Below are 21,669 nucleotides of genomic sequence, written 5' to 3'. Positions count from 1 at the left end.
TGGGGACGTACGGTCAAGGGCATGACTGTCCTTCGGGTGGCGACGTTCAATCTCCTGCACGGAATGGCTCTGGACGACGGCACCGCGGGGCCCGAGCGGCTCGCCGAGGCGTTGGCCGAGTTGGACGCCGACATCGTGGCCCTCCAGGAAGTGGACCGGCATCAGGAGCGGTCCGGCGGCGCGGATCAGGCGGCGGTGGCGGCGGGGGCCATGGGCACCGACCAGTGGCGGTTCCTGGCGGCGGTGCACGGCGTGCCGGCGCCCGTGTCGGGGTGGCTGCCGTCGCCCGGCACACCTGAGCGCCATGTGTACGGCCCGGCGCAGAACGGCGAGGGCGGCCCCGCGTACGGCATCGCGCTGCTGTCCCGGCTGCCCGTCCTGCGCTGGCGTGCCCGGCGTTTCCCCGCCGCTCCGCTGAGCCTGCCGCTGCGGGTGCAGGGCCGTCCCGGCCTGACGCGCGTGCCCGACGAGCCGCGCTCGGTGCTGGCCGCGGTGGTGCAGGGGCCGAACGGCCCGCTGACCGTACTGGCCGCGCATCTGTCCTTCGTGCCGGGCTGGAACGTGTCGCAACTCGCCCGCATCGGGCGGTCGTCGGCCGACCTGCCGCAGCCGCAACTGCTCCTCGGTGACTTCAACCTGCCCGGCCGCATCCCGCAGGCGGTCGTGGGGCGGCGCGAGCGCGGCGCGCAGAACGGTCAGGCCCGGCGGCACCGGGTGCGCTGGCGGTCGCTGGCCCGCGTACCCACGTATCCGTCCTACCGCCCGCGCGTGCAGTTCGACCACGTGTTCGGGCACGGGCTGGGGCCGGACGCGGTGCGGCGGACCGAGACGGTACGCCTCGGCGTGTCCGACCACTGCGCGCTGGTCGTCGAGCTGCGCGTCTGAGCGGCCGGGCGCCGTCAGGCGTTGCGGACGTCGGCGCGCGCCGCCGGACCGGTGTCGTAGATGCCGCCGAGGGTCGGCGCGTACAGGATCAGGAGCATCGCGGCGTCGTCCTCGAGCGGGCGGCCCACGTGTCGTTCGACGTCGGCTTCGAGGCGGTCGAGGGTCTCCTCGACGCCCGGCGTGCTGTCCGGGGCGCGGTCGAACAGCGGGTAGAACGCCCCGTGGGCGTCGCGCGCCTCCACGATGCCGTCGGTGTAGAGCAGCACCCGGTCCCCCGGCCTGACCGGCACGGTGAGCACGGGGATGTCGAACAGATCCGGGTCCACGATGCCGAGCGGCGGGATCGGCGTGGACGGCTCCAGCATCTCCGCGCGGGCGGTACGCAGCAGCATCGGCGCGGGGTGGCCGCAGTTGACCACCTGCATCTGGCCCTGGTGCATGTCGGCCTGCGGCGTGAAGCCGACCAGCACGAGCGTCACGAACTCCTCGAGGTTCTCTTCAAGCCGACGGCTCATGCTCGCGGCGATGCGGCGCACGACACCGGGCAGGGTGGGTTCCTCGTACGCCGCCTCCCGGAACGCGCCCAGCACCGCCGCCGCGGTCTGCACCGCCCCCAGCCCCTTGCCGCGCACGTCACCGACCACCGCTCGCACGCCGAACGGCGTGAGGATCACCTCGTACAGGTCGCCGCCGATCCGCGCCTCGGCGGCCGCGGCGCGGTAGCGCACCCCCACCCGGACCGGGCCGATGCGGCGGGCGACCGGGCTGAGCAGCACGTGCTGGGCGGCTTCGGCGACGCTGCGGACGTCCTCCAGCTTGCGGTCCTGGCGGCGGCGCACCTGCACGCCGGCCCAACTGGTCATCGTGACCAGAAGGATCGACAGAAGGGTCACGAACGGTTCGCCGTCGCCCTTGGTCTCCCCGGTGGTGGACAGCAGGAGCATCGCGGCCGCGGCGGCGATGCCGGTCCACACGGGCGTGCGGGCGGAGCCGCGCGTCAGACCGGCCAGCGCGGGCGCCACGGCGAGCAGCGGCCCGATGTGCACCTCGGGCGGGGTGAGGAAGCCGATGGCGATGACGACGACGATCACCGCGATGGGCAGGAGCCGCAGCGTCCAGCCGACGATGGGCAGCAGGCGGGCACGCCGCGCCGACCCCTCGGTCGGCGGCGTCATGCCGGGTCCATGCTGCGGTGGTGCCATCGCTGAGGCTTGTACCTCGAAACTCCTGGTCCGATGCGGCCGACACGCCATCGACCGATTATCGGACGTCCGGATCTTGCGAAAACGATCCGAGCCGATCGGTACGCCCCGGTCAAGGGACATACGTCCCGGGAGGCCGCCAGGTTCCGGCGGAGCGGCAGGTTCCGCAGGTGGGCCAGGGGCCTACCGTCCGTCGGCCGTGTTCTCCGGGCCGCCCGAGCCGCCTCGGCCGCCCGGGTCGGCACGGTCCGTCGGGGCGTCTCCCGGCGGACCCGCAAGCACTCGTTCGATGCCGGTACGGTCCGGCAGCCCGCGGGGGCGCACCACCTCGCCCGAGCGCACGTACACGAACGACGCGGTGACCTCCTCGGGAGGCACCCCGGCCAGCTCCGCCCAGGCCAGCCGGTAGACGGCCAATTGCAGCGGGTCGGCGTTGAACGCGCGGTTCGTCTTCCAGTCCACGACCTCGAAACGGCCGTCCGCGTCCCGGTAGACGGCGTCGATCCGGCCGCGCACGACACGCCCGCCGAGCACGAGTTGGAACGACTCCTCGATGCGGTACGGCGCCCGCTGCGCGTAGGGAGTGCGCAGGAACGCCTCCTGCAGTTCGACGAGGTCCGCCTCGTCCGTGATGTCCTCGTCCGCCGCGCCCGGCAGGTCGTCGGGTTCCAGCAGCGGACGCTCGCCGAACTGCGACTCGATCCACGCGTGGAACCGCGTGCCCCGGCGCGCGGCAGGTGCGGGCGGACGCGGCATCGGCCGGGCCAGCTCGCGGGCGAGGCCGTCGGGGTCGGAGGCGAGGCGCAGGAGCTGCGAGGCGGACAGGGAGGCGGGCAGTTCGACCTCGCGTACGCCGGAGCGCCCGCGTACCAGCTCCTCGACCAGGCGGTCCAAGTCGCGGTCCCAGGACTCGATCAGCTCGCGGTCGGCCGGTCCCAGGTGGTCGGTGTCGGACTCGTATCCGGGCAGCAGGTCGAGGTCCGCGGGAGCGGCGGCAGGCGGACGCCCGGCGCTCGCCGCGTCCTCGGGTGCCGGGCCGCGCCCGGCAACGCCGGCGCCGTCCCCAGGCACGTCGGCACTCGCACCGGCCTCGGTCTGGGTCTCGGCCTCGGGGCCGGGCCCGGCGTCGGACCCGGCACCGGCAGCCTCCCAACGGCCGTCCGGCGCCCGGCGCGCGGCGTACTCGTCCCAGTCGTCGTCCGGAGGCGGCATCTCGTCGTCGTCCGGTGGTGGCGGCAGTTCCTCGTCGTCCGGCGGCGGCTCGTCGAAGAACGGCGGCATCTCGTCGTCGTCCGCGACGGCCGCCGCGACCGCCGCGCGGCTGCCCGGGTCCGTGCCGTTCCGCCCCGCCGCCTCCAGCCGCACCAGCTCGTCGATCACGTCGCGCGCCGCGCGCCGGCGCTCCTCCAGGGCCACGGTGTCCAGCGGCAGCGGCCACACCTGCTCCACCCCACTGGCCAGGTGCGGGTTCGCCTCGTCGTCCGGCTCGACCGCCCAGGTGGCGACCTCGCCGTGGCCCGCCTCGCAGTGCTCCGCGAGCCGCGCCAGGAACTCCGAGGGCCCGCGCTTCTTCTTCTGCGTACGGCCCCACCAGTGCCCGGATGCGATGAGCAGCTGCTTGGGACGCGTGAACGTCACGTAGCCGAGGCGCAGTTCCTCGATCGCCTTGTGCCGCTTCATGTCGGCGTCGAAGGCCTTGAAGCCCTTCGCGGAGAGGTCCGGCAGTTCGGGCAGCCCGCTCGCGTCACCGCGCAGCGGGTGCGGCAGCGTGTGTCCGCTCTTGGTCCACTTCGACTGCGCCTGGGTGCTGGGGAACGCGCCGGCGACCAGGCCGGGCACCACGACGACCTCCCACTCCAGGCCCTTGGACTTGTGCGCGGTCAGGACCTTCACCGAGTCGCCCGCGCTGGGCAGGCTGCCGTCGAGCCCCTTGTCGTGCTCGGCGGCGGTCCGCAGGAACGCCAGGAACGCGGTGAGCGACGGGTCGCCGTCCAGGTCCGCGAAACCGGCCGCGACGTCGAGGAAGGAGTGCAGGGTCTCGCGGCGCCGGGCGGCCAGCGCGTTCGGCGACGCGGACAGCTCGACCTCCAGGCCGGTGACGCCGAGCACCCGGTGCAGCACGTCCATGAGCGGTTCGCCCAGATGCCGCCGCAGTTCGCGTATCTCGGCGGCGAGCCGGGCGAAGCGGATCCGGGCGGCCGGCGAGAACGGGTACTCCTCCCCCGGATCGGCGAGCGCGTCCGAGAGCGAGACGACCTCGGTGGGGTCGACACCCGCGACCGCCGCCTCCAGGCGCGCGTCGGGGCCGTCCGCGGCGCCGCTTTCGAAGCGCACGAGTTCACCGGCCCGGCGGCCCAGCAGCGCGAGGTCGCGGTGGCCCACGCGCCAGCGCGGGCCGACCAGGAGGCGTACCAGCGCCGCGTTGGCGGTCGGGTCGTCCAGCACCTCGCACGTCGCCACCAAGTCGGCGACCTCGGGCAGGTTGAGCAGCCCCGACAGGCCCACGACCTCGACCGGGATGTCGCGTTCGACCAGCGCCTTGTGGATCTCGGCGAAGTCGGACGCGGTACGCGCGAGCACCGCGACGTCGCCCGGCCCGATCAGTTCGCCGTCCGGCCGGAATCGCGTCCCGATCACGTGCTGCACCTGGTCCGCGATCCAGCCGATCTCGCCGTCCTGCGTGGCCAGCAGCGCGCACCGCGCCCAGCCGTCCTGCTCGGCCCCGGACGCGGGCCGCAGCGCCTCCACGCCCTCGTGCATCTCCCGGAGCGGCGCCGCCAGTTCGTTGGCGAACTCGAGCAACCTGCCGCCGCTGCGCCGGTTCTCGGCCAGCGAGAAGCGGTGTGCCGGGGAGCCGTCGCGCCGCGGGAAGTGGTGCGGGAAGTCGTCGAGGTTCGCGACCGAGGCGCCGCGCCAGCCGTAGATCGCCTGGCACGGGTCGCCGACGGCGGTCACCGCGTGGCCGCGGCCGGGCGCGAGGCCGGGATCGACTCCCTCCGGAATCCCGAACAGGCCCGACAGCAGTCTTCGTTGCGCGACGGAGGTGTCCTGGTACTCGTCGAGCAGCACGACGCGGTACGTGTCGCGCAGTATCTCGCCGACCTCGGGGCGCTCCTCGGCGAGCCGCGCGGCGTACGCGATCTGGTCGCCGAAGTCGAGCAGGTCGCGGTGCCGCCGTGCGTCCGCGTAGTCGGAGACCAGGCGCAGCAGGTCGAGCCGGTTCCGGGCGGCGTCGGCCGCGGCCTTGGCGCCCGCCGTGGGCTTCGCGGTGGCCTCGACGTCGGCGACCAGGTCCTCGTCGAACGCGCGCAACCGGTCGAACGGCACCAGGTGTTCGGCGAGTTCGCCGCCGAGCGCGAGAACGTCGGCGGTGATCGACGACAGCGTCTTGGTCAGCGTCGGAAACGGGCCGGGCGCGCGACGGGCGGTACGCGCGGCGAGTTGGAAGCGCGTCGCGTCGGCCAGCAGGCGCGCCGACGGCTCCAGGCCGATGCGCAGGCCGTGTTCGGACAGCAGGCGGCCGGCGAAGGCGTGGTACGTCGAGATGGTCGGCTCACCGGCGTCGTCGTCCCCGCCGGATCCTCCCGCGGCTCCATTGCCATTGCCAGCGCCTCTGCCTGCGCCCGTGCCGGTGCCGGTGCCCCCGAGGCCGACCGTACCCCCGGCCCCGTCCGCACCGAAACCGCCCGCCGACATCCCGAGCGCCGCCGGGTCCGGCCACAGCTTCAGCAGTGCCTTGCGCACGCGCTCGGCGAGCTCACCGGCGGCCTTGTTGGTGAAGGTGAGGCCGAGCACCGCGTCGGGGCGCACCGCGCCCGTGCCGACCAGCCAGACGACGCGCGCGGTCATGACGGTGGTCTTGCCCGACCCGGCGCCGGCCACGATCACGCCGGGCTCCAGGGGTGCGGTTACGGCGGCGATCTGCTCGGGCGTGTACGGGACGCCGAGGACGTCCTTCAGGTCGTCCGGATCCCGGATGAGGTGGTGGTGGGCCGATCGCACCGGCGCAACGTTAGACGCACCTGAGGACAACAGCCGCATCCTGTGCGTTGTGACCCACGCGGCGCGCCGACAGCACTACGCTGCGCACGCGCGCCAGGCTTCCGCGCCACCCCCGCACCACACGCCGCCGCAAGCCTCCGCAACCTCTGGAGTACGTCTCTGCCGGGGGCGTCTGCCGTCAGGCTCTGCCCCGGACTTCGCCTTCGGACCCCACCTTCGGACCTTGCCCGCGGCCGCCCGCGTTCAGCCCGCCCGTCGGCGACCGCCCCCGTCGACCGCCCCCGTCGACACCGCCGCCGATCGCCCGCGGTCAGCCGCCCGCCGCGGCCATGCGCTGCTGCAAGGTCGCCTCGTCCACGATGCGTTCCGCGGGCGGGGCGGCCACGCCGACCTCCGCGCCGAAATCGCTCACCTTGAGGTCCACCGGATCGGCCCCCGTCCCGGTCAGCCTGATCGGGTACGGGTCCCCGGCGGCCATCACGTACATCGTGGTCGTCGCCCCGTCCGCGGACTTGATCGTCAGCGGCCACACGCCCTTGCCGTCGATCTGCGTCTGCTGCCCCTTGACCACCTCCCCCGCGTCGGCGCCGAAGCTGCCCGCGAAGGGGTCCACCAGCTTGGGGTCGAGCTGCTGTCCGTCGGTCTTGAGGTACGTGCCGCGCAGGTTCGCCGGCACCGTGACGCCGGGCGTCGAGCCGATGACACTCTCGACGTTCGTGTAGACCACGCCCCCGACGCGGATCAACTCCTGCTTGACGTCCGCCCGCGTGACGATCTGGCGTACGTCGCGCAGCTTGCCGACCTCGATGCTCAGCGTCGCGGCGTCCGCCCCCGTACCGAACTGCCCGGTGAGCCGGTACGACGTGGCTGCCATCAACTGCACGGCCCGGTCGGCGAGTTCGCGCCCGCTCATCTCGGCGGGCGGCTTGGCGGGCGGCGGCGCCGCGGGGTTCGCGGTCTCCTGGCCGGGCAGGACGCCGCCGGGTGCCGGGCCCGTACCGCCCGGGCGGCCGGGGCCGCTCTTGGAGTCGACGGTCGGGTCGTCGACGTCGTCGCCGGCGCACGCTGTGAGGCCGCCGAGCGCGAGCACGGCGGCGGCGGTGACGGCGGCGGCCGTCGCGACGGAACGGGGCAGGCGCACAGGTACTCCTCGGGACGGACGACGGGCCCGGCCGCCGGCGGCGGGGGCCCGTCGTGGGAGCATCGCGCGCCCAGTATCCCGACTCTGTCAAGCATCTGACGGACAGTCACCGATGGTGAGCAGTCCGGGAGCCGGCGCGAAGGGTCAGGAGGTCAGGAGGTCTGGCGGGCCTCGTCGAACAGCTTGTCGACCTCGTCCTCGGTCAGCGTCTGCTCCTGCGCGGGAGCCTTGACGTCGCAGGGCTTGCCGACGCCGCTGATCGTCGTCTCGGTGCGCGTGCCGTCCTCGACCTCCAGCACACCCAGGACGACGGGGTCGCCCTTGGCCGCGACGTAGACGGTCTTCTCCTTGCCGTCCTTGTCCTTCTTCGTCAGCGGCACGGCCTTCTTGCCGTTGAACTCCGTGACCTCACCCTTGGTGACGCCGTCCGTGTTGCCCTCGAAGAAGTCCGCGGAGTCGTCCGGCTCCTCCTCGTCGCTGACCATCCACTTGCCGTCGAGCGCCGCGCTCAGCGCGGCCATGTCGAAGTCCGTGGTCTCCTGGCCCGCCTGCAGGATGTAGAACTCGGCGGACGCCTTGAAGTAGTCCTTGCCGCCGGTCGTCAGGACCTCGGCCGTGCGGCCGTCCCGGGTCAGCGACCCCTTGACCGACTCGGACTTCCCCTCGGGAGTCACGTTGACGCACGACTTGACCTCGAACGCCTTGCCGTCCTCGGTGCCCTTGCCGACCGCCTCCATGGAACCGCTCTTCTTGGCGAACTCGACGGCCTTGTCCGCGAGCGCCTTCGCCTCGGTCTTCGTGTTGTCGGCGCCGCCGTCGTCACTGCCGCACGCGCTCAGTGCGACGGCGGCGAGGACGGTGGCGGATGCGACAGCGGCGATGCGGCGTACACGCACGAGGAGACTCCGTTGCTGGGGATGCTGGGGGACTTGGTCGATCAGTATCCCAAAGCACGGTAAAAGTCTGACAATCGGCCGGTCACCCCGCGGATTCCGGACGTTGCCGCGACGCGCTACTCCACCACCGTGCGGCCCTCGCTGCGCGCGCTGCAGCACCGCCGGAAGTCGCACCGGTCGCAGTGCGAGCCGGTGTTCGGGGTGAAGCGCTCCCCCAGGATCCGGCCCGCGACGTCCGCGAGCAGTGCGGAGACCCAGGTGTTGCCGTCCTCGTCCGGGATGGGTGCCGTCTGGTCCTGCACGACCGGCAGGCCCCCGGCGTCCGGGTCCTGTCCGGGCGCGCGATGGCGCAACTGCACGAGTTCGGCGCCGCCGGACGCGGGACGCGCCCCTCCGAACGCCTCGATGTCGTCCAGAGCGCCGTTCGCGACCGCGATCTGGTACACCGCCAACTGCGGGTGCTCGGCCACCTCCGCGGCCCCCGGCTTGGACTTGCCGGTCTTGAAGTCGACGACGTACGCCAAGCCGTCGTCGCCGCGCTCCACGCGGTCCATCGACCCGCGGATGACGATGTTGTGCTCCCCCGCCGTCAGGCTCACCTCGAACTCGTGCTCGGTCGCCGCGACGACGCGGTGCCGGTCGTGTGTGTGCCACGCGAGGAACCGCTCCAGCGCTGCCCGCGCCTCCTCCTTCTGCTGGTCGGACTGCCACGGTGCGTCGAACGCCAGCGCGTCCCAGACCCGGTCCAACCGGTCCACCAGCACCGGAAGTTCGGCGGCCGTCGCGCCGGTGCCGACCTCGTCCGCCAGCGCGTGCACCACGTTGCCGAAACCGAGGGCCGCGGTGCGTGCGGACTCCGCACGCACCTCCCGCCCCAGGAACCAGTTGAGCGCGCACGTCCCGACCTTCTCGACCGCGCTGCCCGACAGCTTCACCGGTGCGCGGGGGTCGCGTACCGGGACCCCCGGATCGGTCGGCTCGACCAGGCCCCACCAGCGCTCCGGGTGTGCGGCCGGGACCAGCGGATACCCGTCGTCGTCGCGCAGCGCGGCCAGCCGTGCGAGGCGGCGCGCGGCGGCCAGTTGCACGGTCCGCGGGGCCTTGGGGTCGACGGCGGACGCACGCAGTTCGGCGACGAGCGCCGACGTCGAGAGCGGGCGCCGGGGACGCGAGGTCACGTCGGCCCGCTCGACACCCTCCTCCCCCAGCTCGCCGAGGAAGCGGGAAGGCTGGTCGCCGTCTTCGTACGCGGACTTCACGGCCGTCACCACAAGCCGCTCGCGCGCCCGGGTCGCGGCCACGTAGAACAGCCTGCGCTCCTCGGCGAGCAGCGCGCCCGGCGACAGCGGCTCGGCCAGGCCGTCCGCCCCGATCCGGTCCGCCTCCAGCAGCGAGCCGCGGCGGCGCAGGTCCGGCCACAGGCCCTCCTGCACTCCCGCCACGACCACCAGCCGCCATTGCAGGCCCTTGGCGCGGTGGGCCGTCAGGAGGCGCACCGATTCGCCGCGCATGGCCTTGTCGTCGAGCCGGTCGCCGGGGATCTGCTGTGCGGTCAGTTCGTCGAGGAAGTTCAGGGCTCCGCGGTGGCCGGCCCGCTCCTCGGCGCGTGCGGCCACCTCGAACAGCGCGACGACGGCGTCCAGGTCGCGGTCCGCGTTGCGGCCCGACGAGCCTCCGCGCAGGACGGCGCGCTCCAGGCGGGCGGGCCACGGCGTACCGTGCCACAGCTCCCACAGCGCGGCCTCGGTCGTGCCGCCCGCGTCGAGGATCGCGCGCGCCTTGGCGATGAGCATGCCCAGGCGGTACGCCCCCGCGCCGATCTGCGCGTCGACGGCCACCAGTTGCTCGGGGTGGGCGAGCGCGTCCCTGATGAGCTCGGCGGACGGCCGTGCGAGGGCCGGCAGGAACGGCGCGGCGGACCGGGGCGGCGGCACCGCGGAGTCGGCCCGCTGTGCGCTCGCGCCCGTGTCCGCGTCGGCTTCCGTTTCTCCCGCGGCCGCCGCCTCTCCCGCGTCGCCGGCATCTCCCGTGACGCCCGCGTCTGCGGCGGGAGCCTCGGGGGCGAGTTCCGCGAAGGCCATCAGCTCAAGTTGTTCGGGGCCGCCGTCGTCCGCCCCGCCATCGACCGCCGTGCCGTCGTCCGCGTGGGCCCCCACCTCGGTCGCGGCCTCCCCGTCGGTTGCCGCATCGTCCCCGGTCGCCGCATCGTCCCCGGTCGCCGCGGCCGCCTCCGCCGTCTGGGCGTCGGCCATCGCCGCGGCCCGCTCCTCGGCGCGCAGCGCCCGGCCGAGGACGCGCAGATCCGCCGAGTCCATGCCGCACATCGGCGACAGCAGGAGCATGCGTGCGGTGTCCTCGTCCAGCGCCGCAGGGTCCGCGGCCACCTTGAGGGCGGTCAGCAGCGGGGTGACCGCCTGCTCGGCGGCGAGCGGCAGTTCGTCGCCGGCGATCTCCAGCGGTACGCCGGCCACCGACAGCGCCCGGCGGATCGACGGGATCGAACGGGCGCCGGAGCGTACGAGCACCGCCATCTCGCCCCACGGCACCCCGTCCTCCAGATGGGCCCGGCGCAGAATGTCGGCGATGTTGTCCAGCTCGGCCCCGGGCGTCGGGTAGGTGTAGACCTCGACCCGGCTCGGGTCGTCGTCGCCGGTGCGGTCCGGGACCAGGCCGCGGTGCGCCGCCGCGTCGGCGGCCGGCAGGCGGGACAGGGGCATCCGGCGGGTGATCTCCCGCGAGGCGCGCAGCAGTCCGGCCCCGGCGCGCCGGGAGGTGCGCAGGACGACCGTCGGTGCGGGGGCGCCCGTACGGTCGGGGAAGTGGTGCCGGAAGTCGAGGATGCCGTTGACGTCGGCGCCGCGGAACGCGTAGATCGACTGGTCCGGGTCGCCGACCACGACCAGGTCGCGGCCGTCGCCCGCGAGCGCGCGCAGCAGGCGGACCTGGGCCGCGTCGGTGTCCTGGTACTCGTCGACGAACACGACCTTGTAGCGCCGCCGCAGCTCCTCGGACACCTCGGGGCGCTCCGCGAGTATCACCGCGCGGTGCACCAGTTCGGCGTAGTCGACGACGCCCTGCGCGTCGAGCACGTCGAGGTACTCGGCCAGGAAGTCGGCGGCGGCCCGCCAGTCGCGGCGGCCGGTGTCCTCCGCGAAGCGCGCCAGCGCCTCCGGGTCCAGGCCGAGTTCGCGGGTGCGGGCGGCGACCGCCCGGACCTCGTCGGCGAAGCCGCGCGTGCCGAGGGCGGCGCGCAGCTCGGCGGGCCAGCGGACGGTGCCGTCCTCGGCCTCGCCGGCCAGCAGCTCGCGTACGAACACGTCCTGCTCGGGACCGGACAGCAGCCGCAGCGGGTACGTGAACAGCTCCGGCGGCTGGTGCTGCCGGACCAGCGCGTAGCAGAACGAGTGGAACGTCGTCGCCGTCGGCAGCGCCCCCGCGTGCCCGCCCCGGCCCGCGGCCCCGCCGGCCGGGGCGCCGGTCGCGGCCCCGGTCGCGTCGCGGGCCGGATCGCCGGCCGCGTCGTCGACCCCCGTCTCGGCCCCCGCGTCGCCGTCCCGTGAAGGCGCGCCTCCGCCGCCGCGCAGCCGCGTCGCGATACGGTCGCGCAGTTCCCCCGCCGCCTTGCGGCTGAAGGTGAGAACCAGGATCTCCTCGGGAAGCATCCCCCGGGCGACCCGGTCCGCGACCGCTTCCACCAGGGTGGTTGTCTTTCCCGTACCGGGACCCGCCAGCACCAGCAGCGGCCCGCCCGGGTGGGCCACGACGGCACGCTGGCGCTCGTCCAGCGTCAGCCGCACCTGCGGACCGATGTCGGTGCGCCGCAAGCGGTACGCGGAGGTCGCGGTCGTCATGGCTCGGGGCCTTACGGGGAAGCCGAGGGGTTCGGGAACGACGGGGACGGGGATGACGGGGAAGCCGGGAAACGGGGAGATGTGGAGCGGGTCATCGAGGCGGTACGGCAGGCGCGCAGGGAGCCGCGCCCCGGTCGGCAGGGCGCGGCCTTGCCCCATCAGATCACACGGGACCCCCGTGCCACGCCGGACGCACCCGGTCGGGCTCCGTCGACCGCCGGGTTCGCCGCGGACACCACCGCACTACCGGTCGCGCACTCCCTCGCCGGACGCCGGATCCCACCGCGCCTCGGCCATGTCGACACGTGTGCCGCCCGCCCGCATCGGCGTCCCCTCGTCGCGCAGCCGCCGCAGGCCCTCGTCCTCCAGGCCCGGGGCGTGCGTGCCGTCCGCGCGCAGCACACGCCACCACGGCACACCCCCGCCGTAGCGGGCCATCACCCGCCCCACCTGGCGGGGACCGAGTCTGGGGCGGTCCGTCCCGGCACCCGCGGTTTCCCCGGCTCCGGCTTCCTCCGCGCTTTCCGGACTCTCGGAGCCTTCGGCGTTTTCCGCGGCGTGCGCGGCCTCGTCGGCGAACCAGGCCGCGATGTCCCCGTACGCCATCACCCGTCCGGCGGGGATGCGTTCGACCAGATCCAGGACACGTTCGTCGATCGGCGTGGGCAGAGTCACGTCCCGCATCGTGCCAGACTCCGCCCCCTCGGCCAGCCGGGTCCCCGCACTCCGTGCCACCATCAAGGCGGCGGTGACTGGTGATTCGAGACCAAGAGGAAACATCTCCTGTGGGTGCCCCTGTGACCGGGCGCGCCCTCGTCGTCGAGCCCTCGCAGCCCAACCGCGTGCACCGGTCCAGCGACCTGCTGCGGGTGCTCGTCGGCGTCCTCGCGCTGGCCGTGGTGTTCTTCCTGGCCAGCATCGCGCGCGAGACGACGTCGGGCCTGGAGTCCGACATCGTGCGCGGTGCGCAGAACAGCCTGCCCCGCCTGATCCTCAACCTCTCCGGCGGCGTGTTCGCGGTCGCGGTGTTGGTCGTGCCGGTCGCCTACGGCGTGGAACGCCTGCTGCGCCGGGACGGCCTGCGCGTCGCGGACGGCGTCATCGCCGCGGCGCTCACGTATGCCGCGTCCCTCGGCCTGGACTGGTGGGTCACCGGCCCGGGGCCGGACGCGCTGGAGGCGGCGCTCACCCGGCCGCTCGCCGGGGGCGGCCTGACCGATCCGGTGCACGGCTACCTCGCGCCGATCGTCGCGTACATCACCGCCGTGGGCCTGGTCCGGCGCCCCAAGTGGCAGGCGCTCGTCTGGACGCTGCTGGCCCTCAACGCCGCCACCGTGCTGGTCGGCGGCTACACCACGCCGCTGGCGCTGCTGACGAGCGTGCTGCTGGGCCGGACCATCGCGTACGCCACGATGTACGCGGTCGGCGTGCCCAACCGCCGCCCGCCCGCCGACGCCGTCGTGGCCGCGCTGCGCAGGTTCGGCCTGATCGCCGCGAGTGCGGTGCGCACCGACGACGGCCCCGAGGACAGCCGCCGGTACGCCGTGCGGCTCACCGACGACCAGCTCCTGGACGTCACCGTCCTGGACCGCGACCAGCAGACCTCCGGCGCCGTCTACCGCTTCTACCGCCGCGCGCGCCTGCGGGTGACCACCGCGCGCCGCACCTTCCTGTCCCTGCGCCGCGCGCTCGAACAGGAATCTTTGATGGCGTACGCGACAGCGGACGCGGGGGTCCGCACGCCGCGCCTGGTCGCCACCACGGAGGTGGGTTCCGACGCGGCGCTGCTGGCGTACGCGCACATCCCCGGCCGCAGTCTCGAATCGCTGGACGACGAGGAGTTCACCGACGCGCTGCTGGTGGAGATCTGGCGGCAGGTCGCGCTGTTGCAGGCGCACCGCCTGACGCACCGCCGCCTCGGCACCAGCAGCTTCCTGATCGACCACGACGGCGATCCGTGGCTGGTCGACCTGCGCGCGGGCGAGATCGCCTCGGGCGACCTGTCGCTGCGCATCGACACGGCGCAGATGCTGACCGCGCTCGCGCTGCGGGTCGGCGACGAGCGCGCGGTACGCACGGCGACCCAGGGCCTCGGCGTCGACGCCGTCGCGGCCTGCCTGCCGCTGCTGCAAAAGGTCGCCCTCAACCGGCCGACGCGTGCCGCGCTGCGCAAGAACCAGAACCTGCTGTCCGGGATCCGCGAACGGATCCTGGAGTTGCGGCCGCGCGCCGAGGCCGAGCCGATCCGCCTCGAGCGCATCCGGCCGCGCACGCTGGTCACCGTCGTGGCGTCCGCGTTCGCCGGGTACTTCCTGCTCTCGCAGCTCACGCACGCCAACCTGGGCGACATCTTCGAGCGGGCCAACTGGGGGTGGGCGGCGATCGGGTTCGTCGCGTCGACGCTCAGCTACGTGGCCGCCGCGCTGATGCTGCTGGGGTTCGTGCCGGAGCGGCTCTCGGTGTGGCGTACCACGATCGTCCAGCTCGCCGGGTCGTTCGTGAAGCTGGTCATGCCGGCCGCGGTCAGCGGTGTCGCGCTCAACGCCCGCTACCTGCAGAAGTCCGGCGTGCCCCCGGCCCTCGCGGCGGCCAGCATCGGCGTCTCGCAGCTCGGCGGCCTGGTCTTCCACATCGGCCTGCTGGTCTTCTTCGGCTACATCGCGGGCACCGAGCAGACGCCGTCCTTCGCCCCGTCCGGCGCGGTCATCGCGGGCCTGCTTGTCATCGCCCTGGTGGCGCTGCTGATCATGGCCGTGGGGCCGCTGCGCCGCTTCGTCGTCAAGCGCCTCGCGGCGTTGTTCTCCGGCATCGTCCCGCGCCTTCTGGACGTCCTGCAGACGCCGACGAAGCTCGCCGCGGGGCTCGGCGGCACGGTGATGCTCACCGTCTCGTTCATCCTGTGCCTCGACGCGAGCGTGCGCGCCTTCGGCGGGTCCGCGAGCTTCGCCGCGATCGCCGTCGTCTTCCTCGCCGGCAACGCGATCGGCTCGGCGGCCCCGGTCCCGGGCGGCATCGGCGCGATCGAGGCGGCGCTCATCGCGGGCCTCACCACGACCGGGAAGCTGCCGATCGAGACGGCCACCGCGGCGGTGCTGCTGTTCCGCTTCCTGACGTTCTGGCTCCCCGTACTGCCCGGCTGGCTCGCCTTCACCTACCTCCAGCGCAAGCAGGCCATCTGACCCCCGTACGCAGCGCGGGCGGACCAGGCGGCAAAGCGGTGCGGGCCCTTCCGGAGATCCGGAAGGGCCCGCACGGGGAACGGTGTTGACGGTCCGTCAGTGGACCGGCTTCGGTCAGTAGACGGGCTTCTCGGGCTCGATCTGGTTGACCCAGCCGATGACGCCGCCGCCGACGTGCACGGCGTCCTGGAAGCCCGCGGACTTCAGGACGGCCAGCACCTCCGCCGAGCGCACGCCCGTCTTGCAGTGCAGCACGATGCGCTTGTCCTGCGGCAGGCCCTCGAGGGCGTTGCCCATCAGGAACTCGTTCTTGGGGACGAGCACGGCACCCGGGATCGAGACGATCTCGTACTCGTTCGGCTCGCGGACGTCGATGACGTGGATGTTCTCGCCCGCGTCCATCCACTCCTTGAGCTGGCGCGGGGTGATGGTCGAGCCAAGGGCGGCCTCCTGGGCCTCCTCCGACACGACGCCGCAGAACGCCTCGTAGTCGATGAGCTCGGTGACCGTCGGGTTCTTGCCGCACACCGCGCACTCGGGGTCCTTGCGGACCTTCACCTGGCGGTACGTCATCTCCAGGGCGTCGTAGATCATCAGCCGGCCGAGCAGCGGGTCGCCCATGCCGGTCAGCATCTTGATGGCCTCGTTGACCTGGATCGAGCCGATCGACGCGCACAGCACGCCCAGCACGCCGCCCTCGGCGCACGACGGCACCATGCCGGGGGGCGGGGGCTCCGGGTACAGGCAGCGGTAGCAGGGCCCGTGCTCGGCCCAGAAGACCGACGCCTGGCCGTCGAAGCGGTAGATCGAGCCCCAGATGTACGGCTTGTTGAGCAGCACGCAGGCGTCGTTGACGAGGTAGCGGGTCGCGAAGTTGTCGGTGCCGTCGACGATCAGGTCGTACTGGGCGAACAGCTCCATGACGTTCGACGAGTCGAGGCGGTCCTCGTGCAGCACGACGTCGACGTACGGGTTGGCCTCGAGGACGCTCTCCTTGGCGGACTGCGCCTTGGACTTCCCGATGTCCGACTGGCCGTGGATGATCTGGCGCTGGAGGTTCGACTCGTCCACGGTGTCGAACTCGACGATGCCGAGCGTGCCCACCCCGGCCGCGGCCAGGTAGAGCAGCGCCGGGGAGCCGAGGCCGCCCGCGCCGACACACAGGACCTTCGCGTTCTTCAGGCGCTTCTGCCCGCTCATCCCGAAGTCCGGGATGATCAGGTGGCGCGAATACCGGCGGACCTCGTCGACGGTGAGCTCGGCAGCCGGCTCGACCAAGGGTGGTAGCGACACGGGATCTCCGATGGTCAGACCTAGTTCTGCGACATTTCTCGCACCAACAGTGCCATGGCGTGTCGGATTCCCGGGAAGGGGGTCCGGACCGTGAGACACCTGTCTCACCGGAGCTTGCGCGGGCCGCTCAGGACGGGATCGTCGGCGGGTACGGCCACGGGTTCGGCGCGCACATGAGCCCGTTGTCGGCCTCGAGCGCCTTGGTCTGCTGCATCATGACCGGCGCGAGCCCGCCCGGCAGGCAGGCCTCGGTCTCGTGGTTCCGTCCGAGGCGGTGGCCCACCTCGTGGTTGATGAGCATCTGCCGGTAACCGAGCATGTCGTCGCCGAACGTGGGCGAGCCCTCGGCCCAGCGCCACGCGTTGATGACCACCCAGGGCGAGCCGGCCGCGTCGCAGGACACGTTCTGTATGGATGTGTCCAGCCCAGCGGCGTCGCACAGTTTGTGCGTGGTCCCCGGACTCGCCAACCGGATCACGAAGTCGGCGCTGCCGTCGGTGCGCGCGAACGACTTCTTGTTGCCGTTCGCCCACGAGCGCGGGTCGTTCAGCGTCTGCTGCACGGCCGCCGCGAACAACTCGCCGTCCAGTCCGAGCCCTTGCTCGACCTCGACGCGGTACGTGTAGTTCCTGGTCCCCGACTTGGGCGCCGCCACCTTGCCGGGCACCACGTCGAACTTGCCGCTCAGCGCCAGCGTTTCGCCCAACTCGAAGCGCACCTTCATGCGCTCGGTGGTGCTCAGCGGCGCCGATGGCGTCGGGATCGGCAGCGTCGTCGGACCGGGGGTCGCCGAGGGCGACTGCGGGTTGGGGCTGGCCTGGCCGGGCACCGCCGCCTGCACCTGGGGCCGGTCCGAGTCGCGCGACGCGACGTCGTCGGTACGCCTGGTCGGGTCGTCCGTGTGCGCGCTGTCGCCCTTGGCGTGCGCCTCGGTGCCGCCCTCCGGCATCTGCATCACGACCGCGCCGGCGAGCACCGCGCCGGTCACCACCGCGCCGCCCGCGACCACGAGACGCCGCGGCTTGCGCGCGGGAGTCCGGGTGGCGCGACGCGAGGCCGCGCGGCCGCCGCCCGACGCCGCAGAGGCGGTCGACGGGGCGGTCGACGCCGCTGCCGAAGCCGCGGACGCCGTCCGCGACGACGGCACATATCCGGTGGCCGTCCCGGCACGCCGGGCTTCCGCCGCACGGGAGGCGGCCCGCGCCGCCGCTCGCGACTCGACGCGGGTGGTGGCGGGGTACGCGCCGGCACGCGTCGGCGGCTCGAAGCCGGCGTCCTCGATCGGCGCGGGCTGGGGCGCCGACGCGCGCCGCGGCCGGTACGCCGCTCCGTCCGCCGGCTTGGCGTGCACTGGCTTGGCGTGCACCGGTTCGATGTCGACCGGCTCGATGTAGACCGTCTCGTCCCAGGCGGCCGGCTCCGGGTCGAACTCCGGCTCCGGGTCGGGCACCGGCTCGTAGCGCGGCGCGGCCTCGGGTGCGTACTGGCTCGGAACACTGTGCAGCAGCTCGCCCGCGTACGGGTCGGCCCACTGCGCCTGCGGCCCGGCGCCCCACTGCTGCTGCGCCTCGTCCGTCCACTGCGGCGGCGCTTCCTCGGCCCACTGCCCGAACTGCCCGGCCTGCGCCGTCAGCGGGTCCATGGCCTGGTCGGCGAACGCGTCGGGCTGCCCGGCGGCCGGGAAGCCGTAGAACGGGTCGGTCAGCGGGTCGAAGCCGTGCTGCTGGGCCGGGGGCTGCTCGTAGGGCTGCTGCGCGGCGTAGTCGTGGCGCGGCGCCTCGGGTTCGTACGGGTACTGCGGCTGGTCCGCGTACTGCTGGTACTGCGGGTACGCCGGGTACTGCTCGGCGGGGTACTGCTCGGCGGCGCCGTACTCGTGCCCGTACTGCTCGGGATACGACTGCGGGAGGTGCTGGGGGTGCTGCTGGACCGCGGCGTACTGCCCTGACGACGCCGCATAGTGCTCGGCGTCGGCGTAGTCGCCCGGCGGGTAGTCGCCGGAGTAGGCCTGCTGCGGCTGCGGCTGTGCCGCGTACCCCTCCTGGTAGGCGGGCTGGTAGCCGCCCTGCCCTTCGTACCCGTACGCCTGCACGCCACCTGACGCGCCCGACGTATCGGGATAGGCCTGTTCCGGATGGGGCTGGTCGTACGAGGCTGCGCCATGTCGGCCCACGGTCACGTCACCGGGCCTCGGCCTGCGGCAGGGGTTTCCCGGTGTCCGCCAGGAGGTCCCGGAACCCCCGCGCGACGACGCGCGGATGCTCCAGCATCGCGACGTGCCCCGACTCGGGCACCATCAGCAGCCGCGGGTCCGGGAAGGTGGCCGCGGCACGGCGCGCCATCCGCGAGCCGACGAGCTTGTCCCGTCGGCCGTACACCAGCAGCGTGGGGGCCTGGACGGCCGCGGCCTGCTTCCACAACGAGCGTGGTCCCCGTTCGAGGTAGGAGGTGACGACGCCGCGCGCCGACCGGGTGAAGGCGTCGACCATGTACGGCAGTCCCAGACGCCGCCGGTACTCGGCGACGAAGTCGGTGAATTCCTGTTCCGACAGCATCTGCGGCTCTCCGAAGCAGAGCCCGACGGAAACGCGGGTGCGCTGCTCCGGCGTCATGTTGCGGGTGACCCGGCCGAGCGCCGCGGCGAAGCCCGGAACCGCCATCAGTGCCGTCGGCAGCGCGGTGACCTGCGGCTTGCGGTCCGGCAGCGCGGGCGAGACGAGCGTGAGCGTGCGTACGAGGTCCGGCCTGCGGGCGGCGAGCCGGGTGGCGATCGCGCCGCCCATCGAGTTGCCGAGCAGGTGCACGGGCCCCCGGTTGAGGGAAAGGATCAGCCCCTCGACCGCGCGGCAGTGCGCGGACACCGAGTAGTCCCCGTCGTGCGGGGGCGAAGAGAAGCCGAAGCCCGGCAGGTCGACCATCTCGGCCGCGACCACGTCGAGCAGGTTCCCGACCAGCGGGGCCCAGTTCAGCGACGAGCCGCCCAGGCCGTGCACGAGGACGGCGGGAGGCCGCTCGGCGTCGTACTCCGGGTGGCGCCGGACGGCGACCGTGGTGTCGCCGCCGACCGGGACCGTCCGCACAGGCCAGGCCGCCGCGGGGGCGCCGGAAACTGCCTGAGTGGTGGTCACGGTCGCCAATATTACGAGACGGTCACCGGGACGGAAGGGGGGCGTGCGCGATCGGTCCTTCGGGCGCGGCGATTTGGTGCTCGAATGGGCATTTTTGGAGGCAGTTCCAACGGCGCCGATGGCAACGGTTCGATATCGATGATCAAGCCGCTGCAACGCGGGTAGGCGGGTAGTACTCCGAGTGGGCGCCGTGCGACGAGGCACCGAGGCGACGGACGGCGCGAGTTTTCGGAGGCCCGGCAGGATCATGGGGAAGGTCGGAAGGAGTTGCACATGCCCGACATCGCGCGTGAGACGACCGGGGAGACCGGGGCGGGCGCCGCGGCCGGCGTCCGTGCCGACGAGAGCACCGCACCGGTGGACGCCCCCGACGCACGGCTCGAGGACCCCGACGAGGTCCCGGCGCCCGACGACCTCGACCTGGAGGCACCGGAGGCGGACGTCGCCGAGCAGCGCACGGAGGTGGTCGACGAGGACGAGCGGGTGTGGGAGCCCGTACCGGACGGAGTGGACCCGGCGGACGGCACCGACCAGCGTCGCGTGGCCGGTCCCGACGAGGACGAATACCGCTGACCGACCCCCGATCAAGGGCCGTGGCATGCACATCTCTGACGTAACGTCAGGTTTGTCGGCATCGGGGCCTTGCACGGCGGCCACAACTTCCAGAACTCTGTTCGTTGCGCCACGAAACTTACGGCAGCGGTTACCCAAAAGTAGGATGACGTGGCGGTACAACCTTCAGGCCCCCCGAACGGTCATGGGGACCGAGGCACCTAGCAGGACCCTGATAGATCACGTTTGAGGAGCGCCGTGACAGCCATCCAGGATGCGGATTCCCGCCCGCGCGGCACCCGGCTGCCCCGTCTCGCCCGCAGGAACCAGCTGCTCGGCGCGGCCCAGGAAGTGTTCGTGGCGCAGGGCTACCACGCGGCGGCGATGGACGACATCGCCGAGCGCGCCGGTGTCAGCAAGCCGGTTCTGTACCAGCACTTCCCCGGCAAGCTGGAGCTCTACCTCGCGCTCCTCGACCAGCACTGCGAGGCGCTGGTCGACGCGACGCGTGCGGCGCTGGAGTCCACGCACGACAACAAGCTGCGCGTGGCCGCCACCGTGGACGCGTACTTCGCCTTCGTCGACGACCACGGCGGCGCCTTCCGCCTGGTCTTCGAATCGGACCTCACCAACGAGGTCGCGGTCCGCGAACGCGTCGAGCGCGTCGCGGAGACCAGCGCGGAGGCGGTCAGCAAGGTCATCGCGGAGGACACCGGCCTCGGCGAGGACGAGGCGATGCTCCTGGCCATCGGCCTGACCGGCATGGCCCAGGTGACCGCGCGCTACTGGATCTCCAAGGGCGTCCCGATCCCGCGCGACACCGCGTCGCGGCTGATCTCGACCCTCGGCTGGCGCGGCATCTCCCGCTTCCCGCGCAAGGACGAGCCCGCCGCGGGCTGACCGACACCCCCATCCCGCCGCAAGCGGAGCGACATCCGACTCCCGCCGCAACCGGGGCGACGTCCGAGGCCCGCCGGGGCGATCGACATCCCGAGAAGCGCGACCGCCGTCCGAACCTGTGGACGGCGGTCGCGCTTTTTTCGTCGCGCCCTTTCGACCTAAACCCCCACGGTGGGGGTCCGCGCCTCCGGTGTGATGAACACACCGCTCACGGGCGGTGGCGTCGGGGCCCGGCCGTTTCGCGCTCGGCGTACCCGTGGCGGGGCTTCGCACCCATCCGGCTCGATTAGCCTTCAGTCCTGTACGGGCGCGCGCAGTTCGATTGCCGCCCTCACTCGTCTGAACCGGAGGGACAGCCGTGGAGGTCAAGATCGGCGTGCAGCACGCCGCGCGGGAACTGGTGCTGGAGGTCGTCGACAGCGCCGACGATGTCGAGAGTGCGGTGGAGGCGGCACTGTCCGGCAGCGCGACGGTGCTCTCGCTCCAGGACGAGAAGGGCCGCAAGGTGATCGTGCCTTCCGACCGCCTCGCCTACGTCGAGATCGGCGAGCCGAGCGTCCGCCGCGTCGGCTTCGGCGCCGTCTGAGGTCCGGGTCCGGATCTCGCAGACACCACGCGAGGGGCGCGCACACCATCCGGT

At 73.1% G+C, this 21,669-nt stretch carries 14 protein-coding genes; 5 read left to right on the top strand and 9 right to left on the bottom strand.

The annotated features are described in order from the left end of the window. The first annotated feature begins 21 nt into the window (after positions 1–21). A complete protein-coding gene (locus AB0C36_RS30790) occupies positions 22–885 on the top strand; it encodes an endonuclease/exonuclease/phosphatase family protein (RefSeq protein ID WP_358360444.1) in 864 nt (287 codons plus the stop codon). A gap of 14 nt (positions 886–899) precedes the next feature. Here the strand turns inward: AB0C36_RS30790 and AB0C36_RS30785 are convergent, their stop codons facing one another. The 6 genes from AB0C36_RS30785 to AB0C36_RS30760 form a co-directional block, all read right to left on the bottom strand. Continuing rightward, positions 900–2,060, bottom strand: coding sequence for a PP2C family protein-serine/threonine phosphatase (locus AB0C36_RS30785; protein ID WP_358360443.1), 1,161 nt, complete (start codon positions 2,058–2,060; stop codon positions 900–902). A 210-nt stretch (positions 2,061–2,270) separates the two neighbouring features. Then, positions 2,271–6,128 (bottom strand): ATP-dependent helicase, encoded by a 3,858-nt coding sequence (locus AB0C36_RS30780; RefSeq protein ID WP_435839148.1) that lies wholly within the window; start codon positions 6,126–6,128, stop codon positions 2,271–2,273. Between the two features lie 271 nt (positions 6,129–6,399). Then, the gene (locus AB0C36_RS30775) at positions 6,400–7,230 is read right to left on the bottom strand and encodes a hypothetical protein (protein ID WP_358360438.1); all 831 of its coding nucleotides are present in this window, start codon (positions 7,228–7,230) and stop codon (positions 6,400–6,402) included. A gap of 152 nt (positions 7,231–7,382) precedes the next feature. Then, a complete protein-coding gene (locus tag AB0C36_RS30770; RefSeq protein ID WP_358360436.1) occupies positions 7,383–8,126 on the bottom strand; it encodes a hypothetical protein in 744 nt (247 codons plus the stop codon). 116 nt (positions 8,127–8,242) lie between these two features. After that, positions 8,243–11,977 carry an ATP-dependent helicase gene (locus AB0C36_RS30765; protein ID WP_358360433.1) on the bottom strand — a complete coding sequence of 1,245 codons (3,735 nt, stop codon included), beginning with the start codon at positions 11,975–11,977 and terminating at the stop codon, positions 8,243–8,245. A gap of 243 nt (positions 11,978–12,220) precedes the next feature. Continuing rightward, complete coding sequence (locus AB0C36_RS30760) at positions 12,221–12,661, bottom strand: MGMT family protein (protein WP_435839147.1); 441 nt, start codon at positions 12,659–12,661, stop codon at positions 12,221–12,223. 101 nt (positions 12,662–12,762) lie between these two features. Between AB0C36_RS30760 and AB0C36_RS30755 the strand changes: the two genes are divergently transcribed. After that, positions 12,763–15,156 carry a lysylphosphatidylglycerol synthase domain-containing protein gene (locus AB0C36_RS30755; protein WP_358360428.1) on the top strand — a complete coding sequence of 798 codons (2,394 nt, stop codon included), beginning with the start codon at positions 12,763–12,765 and terminating at the stop codon, positions 15,154–15,156. A gap of 114 nt (positions 15,157–15,270) precedes the next feature. Here AB0C36_RS30755 and moeZ read toward each other — a convergent pair whose 3' ends face one another. From moeZ to AB0C36_RS30740, 3 genes are all read right to left on the bottom strand, one after another. Next, entirely contained in the window at positions 15,271–16,449 is a 1,179-nt protein-coding gene (gene moeZ, locus AB0C36_RS30750; protein WP_358360425.1) for an adenylyltransferase/sulfurtransferase MoeZ, read from the bottom strand. A 127-nt stretch (positions 16,450–16,576) separates the two neighbouring features. Continuing rightward, positions 16,577–18,622, bottom strand: coding sequence for a DUF3152 domain-containing protein (locus AB0C36_RS30745; protein ID WP_358360422.1), 2,046 nt, complete (start codon positions 18,620–18,622; stop codon positions 16,577–16,579). A gap of 7 nt (positions 18,623–18,629) precedes the next feature. Beyond that, positions 18,630–19,577: an alpha/beta hydrolase gene (locus AB0C36_RS30740; protein WP_358360419.1), complete on the bottom strand. Its 948-nt coding sequence runs from the start codon at positions 19,575–19,577 to the stop codon at positions 18,630–18,632. Between the two features lie 273 nt (positions 19,578–19,850). Between AB0C36_RS30740 and AB0C36_RS30735 the strand changes: the two genes are divergently transcribed. From AB0C36_RS30735 to AB0C36_RS30725, 3 genes are all read left to right on the top strand, one after another. Beyond that, positions 19,851–20,150, top strand: a complete 300-nt coding sequence (locus tag AB0C36_RS30735) for a hypothetical protein (protein ID WP_358360416.1) — start codon at positions 19,851–19,853, stop codon at positions 20,148–20,150. Between the two features lie 237 nt (positions 20,151–20,387). Further along, positions 20,388–21,029, top strand: coding sequence for a TetR/AcrR family transcriptional regulator (locus tag AB0C36_RS30730; RefSeq protein ID WP_358360413.1), 642 nt, complete (start codon positions 20,388–20,390; stop codon positions 21,027–21,029). Positions 21,030–21,387: 358 nt separating this feature from the next. Beyond that, a complete protein-coding gene (locus AB0C36_RS30725) occupies positions 21,388–21,615 on the top strand; it encodes a DUF3107 domain-containing protein (protein ID WP_358360411.1) in 228 nt (75 codons plus the stop codon). Positions 21,616–21,669: the final 54 nt, after the last annotated feature.

This window comes from Streptodolium elevatio, assembly GCF_040649515.1.
Lineage (GTDB): Bacteria > Actinomycetota > Actinomycetes > Streptomycetales > Streptomycetaceae > Yinghuangia > Yinghuangia elevatio.
This window is presented reverse-complemented; position numbering and strand designations above follow the sequence as displayed.

Coding starts and splice junctions, on each gene's coding strand:
- AB0C36_RS30790 (WP_358360444.1), top strand. CDS start 22: ATGACTGTCCTTCGGGTGGCGACGTTCAATCTCCTGCACGGAATGGCT.
- AB0C36_RS30785 (WP_358360443.1), bottom strand. CDS start 2,060: ATGACGCCGCCGACCGAGGGGTCGGCGCGGCGTGCCCGCCTGCTGCCC.
- AB0C36_RS30780 (WP_435839148.1), bottom strand. CDS start 6,128: ATGCGGCTGTTGTCCTCAGGTGCGTCTAACGTTGCGCCGGTGCGATCG.
- AB0C36_RS30765 (WP_358360433.1), bottom strand. CDS start 11,977: ATGACGACCGCGACCTCCGCGTACCGCTTGCGGCGCACCGACATCGGT.
- AB0C36_RS30760 (WP_435839147.1), bottom strand. CDS start 12,661: ATGCGGGACGTGACTCTGCCCACGCCGATCGACGAACGTGTCCTGGAT.
- AB0C36_RS30735 (WP_358360416.1), top strand. CDS start 19,851: ATGCCCGACATCGCGCGTGAGACGACCGGGGAGACCGGGGCGGGCGCC.